The 4171-nt window shown below is 68.5% G+C and carries 7 protein-coding genes; 3 read left to right on the forward strand and 4 right to left on the reverse strand.

Features of this window, described 5'->3' with window-relative positions:
* Window positions 1-495 precede the first annotated feature (495 nt).
* Entirely contained in the window at window positions 496-729 is a 234-nt protein-coding gene (locus Q8W71_RS32515; protein WP_305528575.1) for a hypothetical protein, read from the reverse strand.
* A 106-nt stretch (window positions 730-835) separates the two neighbouring features.
* Here Q8W71_RS32515 and Q8W71_RS32520 point away from each other — a divergent pair, with 106 nt between their 5' ends.
* The 3 genes from Q8W71_RS32520 to Q8W71_RS32530 all read left to right on the forward strand — a co-directional run bounded on the left by Q8W71_RS32520 (window position 836) and on the right by Q8W71_RS32530 (window position 2648).
* Entirely contained in the window at window positions 836-1438 is a 603-nt protein-coding gene (locus Q8W71_RS32520; protein WP_305529442.1) for a PAS domain-containing protein, read from the forward strand.
* Window positions 1439-1835: 397 nt separating this feature from the next.
* Window positions 1836-2210: a VOC family protein gene (locus tag Q8W71_RS32525; protein WP_305529443.1), complete on the forward strand. Its 375-nt coding sequence runs from the start codon at window positions 1836-1838 to the stop codon at window positions 2208-2210.
* A gap of 207 nt (window positions 2211-2417) precedes the next feature.
* On the forward strand, window positions 2418-2648 hold the full coding sequence (locus tag Q8W71_RS32530) for a DUF6894 family protein (protein ID WP_305529444.1): 231 nt from the start codon (window positions 2418-2420) through the stop codon (window positions 2646-2648).
* Here the strand turns inward: Q8W71_RS32530 and Q8W71_RS32535 are convergent.
* From Q8W71_RS32535 to Q8W71_RS32545, 3 genes are all read right to left on the reverse strand, one after another.
* Window positions 2623-3027 (reverse strand): DUF6894 family protein, encoded by a 405-nt coding sequence (locus tag Q8W71_RS32535; protein WP_305529445.1) that lies wholly within the window; start codon window positions 3025-3027, stop codon window positions 2623-2625. The genes Q8W71_RS32530 and Q8W71_RS32535 overlap by 26 nt on opposite strands.
* 4 nt (window positions 3028-3031) lie before the next feature.
* Complete coding sequence (locus Q8W71_RS32540; RefSeq protein WP_305529067.1) at window positions 3032-3814, reverse strand: Crp/Fnr family transcriptional regulator; 783 nt, start codon at window positions 3812-3814, stop codon at window positions 3032-3034.
* A gap of 61 nt (window positions 3815-3875) precedes the next feature.
* A partial coding sequence (locus Q8W71_RS32545; protein ID WP_305529446.1) for a DUF6894 family protein occupies window positions 3876-4171 on the reverse strand: 296 nt, incomplete at its 5' end.

A 4171-nucleotide genomic window follows, 5' to 3' on the forward strand; every position in this document is an offset into this window, starting at 1 on the left:
CTGGGCGACCGGCAATCGCAGGGCTCACGGCGCCGGTCAGCGAGCGATAGGGCGACGCTGAGGCTGCCTCCAGATCGGCATGGGCGGGCAAGCGAGCCGGGCCGCAGACAGACCCCCGAAGCGGCTCCCTGCTGTGGGGAGCGGCGGCATGAGCACCGGCATTGCGCCAGCAATGCTAAAGTGCGCCCTTCCGATCCTCTCCAGGGTGACCGGCGCCGCCCCGTGAAGCCGGGCGCCGACCTCAACCGATCCGCCAGCAGCGCGTCCACCCAGCGGTGCCCCTGCCGCGATCGAGGCATGCGCAGTCCGGCACAACGCTTTGTTGACCGCAGGGTCGTAGGCTCATTCTCGCGACCGGGCCCACCAGTCCGCACGTCTCCTGAGCAGCGTCCCGTCCTTCCCAGGATCCGCGCGGCCTCGCCGGCGTCGTCGCAGTCGAGGCCCGCCCCCATCACCTGTCGGGGGCGGGCCTTCCACGTTCGAACTTCACCCTGATCATACGCCCGGCGGTCCCGCCATCGTACGCAGCAGATCCAGACATTGCCGGCGCTTCGATGGATCGCGGATTGATCGAAACAAGCCGATCAGTTCCTGCTCCTCCGCCTCGGATGGGCCCCGTCGCTCGGCACTGACCCGCGAGAAGAATGCCTCCAATGGCATGTCGAGGGCATGGGCGATCTCGCTCAGAACCCGGCGGGCACGCGCGGCTTCGTCATCGGTATCGGACATCGCGGCGCTTCCCCCGGTCTGAACTCATGCGAGCACGGTGAGTTGCCCCGTTAACCTGAGTTACAATGTGGCATCGGGCTTAGACCTGAACGACTGGGGCGGTGCGATGGCCGGAGATGAGGACCATCAGCCGACGGACGCCTGGGAGTGGCGCAAGGGGGCGCTCACGGCGGCCGGCGTGCTCGGGTTGTGGGAGTGGGACCACCGTCAGGGGACGGCCCGATACTGCCCGGGCGCGGCCGGGCTGCTGGCCGGCGACCCCGAGATGGCATGGCGCGACCTCACCCCAGCGGACGCCCTGACAGGGGTGCACGCCGACGACGCGGCCCGGCTGCATGCGCGGATGGGATCCGCAGCCGGTTCGGACGGGATATGGGTCGACGAATGCCGGGTGCGTCTGAATGGGGATGGATCCCGACGCGTGCTGTGCCGCGGACAGACCTACCGGGACGAGGACGGCACACCGCTGCGCACGATGGGCATGCTCATCGACATCACGGGCGGCTCTACGGCGGAGGACCAGTCCTCCGCAGGCAGCGACAGTGATCGTGCTGCGCTCGAACGCGCCGCCGAGTACGCCGTGGCAACCTACGAAGCGATCCAAGCCTCCGGCGTCGCGCACCTTCTGGCACCCGCCCGACTGCTGTTGTTAGCGGTCGGTCGCGAGATTGCTCGGGTACTCCCGACGGGTCACGGCCGGTCGCATTGAGCGACTTCGTCCGGGGTGGCTGTACGTGTCCCGCACACGCCGAGACCCGGGCCCTGAGCCGGCGCCGTGCGGTGTCCAGATCCCCCGCTGCGCCGACCCTCACGCAACCGCCCGGCCTAGGCGTCACGGGCAGGATGCGAGGAACTGGCTCGCACCCGCCTGTCGTCGCGTGCTCACCCGTCACGAGCCTTGCGGTGTCGCGAACGCCTCGGGCGCGCGGGCGGGGAGAAGCTCCTTGTACCAGGGAGCCCGTTTCGTGCCAGGCATCCGATCATCAGGTCGTAGGTCAGTTTGAATTTGTTTGTCGCGGTCGACATCCGCTTCCGACCCCGGACGCCAGATTGACCGAGTGAGAGGCCCTGCGTACGTCGTCCTCGATAGCGGTAGGGGCGTTGCTATGTGGGACCATATCGAATTCGCTGTCGGGAGTATTGAGACGGCGCGAAATTTCTACCGGCCAGTCATCGAAGCAATCGGCTTCGAGGAAGTGTTTTTCAGTGAGGACGATCGAGCCGTTGGCTTCGGTGTCAGCAGCACCGTACAGTACCTTCTTCTCACCGAGGGGAAGCCGGTCGAACCAAGAATGCACTTGTGCTTGATCGCAAGGAGTAAGGACGCCGTGGCGGCGGCATATGCCGCTGCCCTGTCACAAGGTGGACGAGACAATGGCGCGCCCGGATATCGCGACCATTATGCACCGGGATACTACGCGGCCTTCGTTTATGACCCGGATGGTCATAATCTGGAGTTTCTGTACAGAGAGCCGCAATAGATGCGCTGATCGATAAGATCGCGCGGATCGCCGCGTCGGAGGCCTACATCAGGACCCGCGGCGAGCCGTAGCTCTCCCGCGGGCTGTACAACCTACGTGAGGGTGCCGCGCGTCCATCTCGTCTACGGTCCCGCGATCATCGGCTGAGTACCCGGGCGCCGACGACCGAGGGTTGCGTGTGCTCTCGCCCCAGCAGCGAGGGGCAGCATGCCGCGCTACTTCATCAGCACATCGGATGGCTTCCAGGCTCACGATCCGGAAGGGATTGAGTTGCCCGACCCGGAGGCCCTGGCGCGGATGATGCGCAAGACGCTCGCCGCCATCCTGGCCGACGAGGGCACGGAGGGCGGCCGCAATGAGTTCTGGGCCGATGCCCACGACGAGCGCGGCGAGCGGGTGATGACCGCCCGGGTCAACCTGTCGGTGGCGATGCCGTAGGGGGCTTTGCCAGCAGCGCCTGCAAGTCGCGCAGGTTCCGCCCCAGCGCCGCGTGCTCCGCCCGCAACTCGACGATCAGCCGCTGCGCCCGCGTCAGCGCCGTCGCGGCGGCGGGCGATGCAGGGGTGGTCGGCCGCCCGATGTGACGCACCCGCTCGTCGAACGGCACTTCCAGCAGAATGCGGTCCGGATCGGGCGCGCCGGTGATCACGAAGGTGCAGGCCATCGGATCGCGGCCCTCTCGCAGGAGGTCGACCGAGAGGCCGGGGATCGTCGCGCAGGCCTCCAGGTAGGCGGCGTCGAGGTCGCGCAGCACGAGGCCGGTCTCGTCGCGCTCCAGCCCGTCCGGGGTCCGCAGATGGAAGTGGTACAGCGGCATCGTCTCATGTTTCCTGGGCGGAACCGGTGATGTCGTCGTCGAACAGGTATGCGGGGTCGAACAGCGCCAGGGCGCGCAGCCGCGCACCGTCGACGAGCGTCAGGCGCCGGTGACGTAGGATGAGCAGGGCTTGGCTGCGCAGATCCCGCAACACCCGGTTGATGTGCACCGGGGTCTGGCCGAGCGCATCGGCGAGATCGATCTGCGTCAGCGGCATCGGACAGCTCACCGCGTCGGCGAGGCCGACCGCCTCCAGCCGTGCGTGGAGTTCGCACAGCAGGTGGGCGGTCCGCTCAATCGCCGAGCGGCGGCCGAGGCTGACCGTCCATTCGTGCTGGATCGCGGTGGTGGTCAGGCGCTCGTGCAGGAACGCCGCTTCAAGCGTCGCGCTGCGAGCTGTCAGCTCCTGGAAGGCGCCCCCGGGGATCTGCGCGAGGGTGATCGGTGTGAGGGCGCAGAGGGCGTGGTGAACGTGGCGCTTCCGGAACACCTGCGGATCGCACACGTCGCCGGGCAGGAGCAGCGTCACGATCTGGCGGCGGCCATCCGCGAGCTGCCGGTAGCGGCAGGCCCAGCCGTCGAGGACGACGTTGACGGCGCGCGGGTCGTCACCTTCCGCCAGGATGTCGGCGTGGGCTTCGACGAGCCGGGCCCGGGACAGGGCGACCGCCAGCCGCTGCCGGTCGTCGTCCGATAGGGCGGCCATGCGGTGCAGCTTGCGCGCCAGCGGGCTGTCGAGCCCGATCGGGCCGTCGCTGCGTCCCGAGCCCGGGCTGTGGTCGTTCATGTGCGAACGGCTCCGGGGGAGAGAGGGGCCGCGCGCGCCCAGGACGGATGCAGGGTCGCGGTCACCGGTTCGGCACGACGGCTTGCTCTCGGAGCAGAGCGGGCGCGTCGATCACGAGGAACGCCATCTGGAACAGGACGAGGCCGGTATGGTCGGTGACCTCGATGCGCCAGTCCTCGCCCAGGGCGACCCGTTCGGCTTCGTCCCGCAGGATCTCGCCGGCCAGCCGGATCGCGTCGAGGCGTGCGGCGCGCCAGTCGGGCAGCTCGGTGCCCTCTAGGTCGAGACGACTGACGCCGTCGTGGACGTTGAAGTGGAAGCGCGGCATCGGGCGTCCCGCCTGGGTGAGGCGGGGGC

The sequence above is a fragment of the Methylobacterium amylolyticum genome (assembly GCF_030700245.1).
Taxonomy (GTDB): domain Bacteria; phylum Pseudomonadota; class Alphaproteobacteria; order Rhizobiales; family Beijerinckiaceae; genus Methylobacterium.

What these genes read in the sequence shown, in the direction of transcription:
- Q8W71_RS32525 (WP_305529443.1), top strand. Translation starts at nt 1,836, where the DNA reads ATGTGGGACCATATCGAATTCGCTGTCGGGAGTATTGAGACGGCGCGA.
- Q8W71_RS32540 (WP_305529067.1), bottom strand. Translation starts at nt 3,814, where the DNA reads ATGAACGACCACAGCCCGGGCTCGGGACGCAGCGACGGCCCGATCGGG.
- Q8W71_RS32535 (WP_305529445.1), bottom strand. Translation starts at nt 3,027, where the DNA reads ATGCCGCTGTACCACTTCCATCTGCGGACCCCGGACGGGCTGGAGCGC.
- Q8W71_RS32530 (WP_305529444.1), top strand. Translation starts at nt 2,418, where the DNA reads ATGCCGCGCTACTTCATCAGCACATCGGATGGCTTCCAGGCTCACGAT.
- Q8W71_RS32515 (WP_305528575.1), bottom strand. Translation starts at nt 729, where the DNA reads ATGTCCGATACCGATGACGAAGCCGCGCGTGCCCGCCGGGTTCTGAGC.
- Q8W71_RS32520 (WP_305529442.1), top strand. Translation starts at nt 836, where the DNA reads ATGGCCGGAGATGAGGACCATCAGCCGACGGACGCCTGGGAGTGGCGC.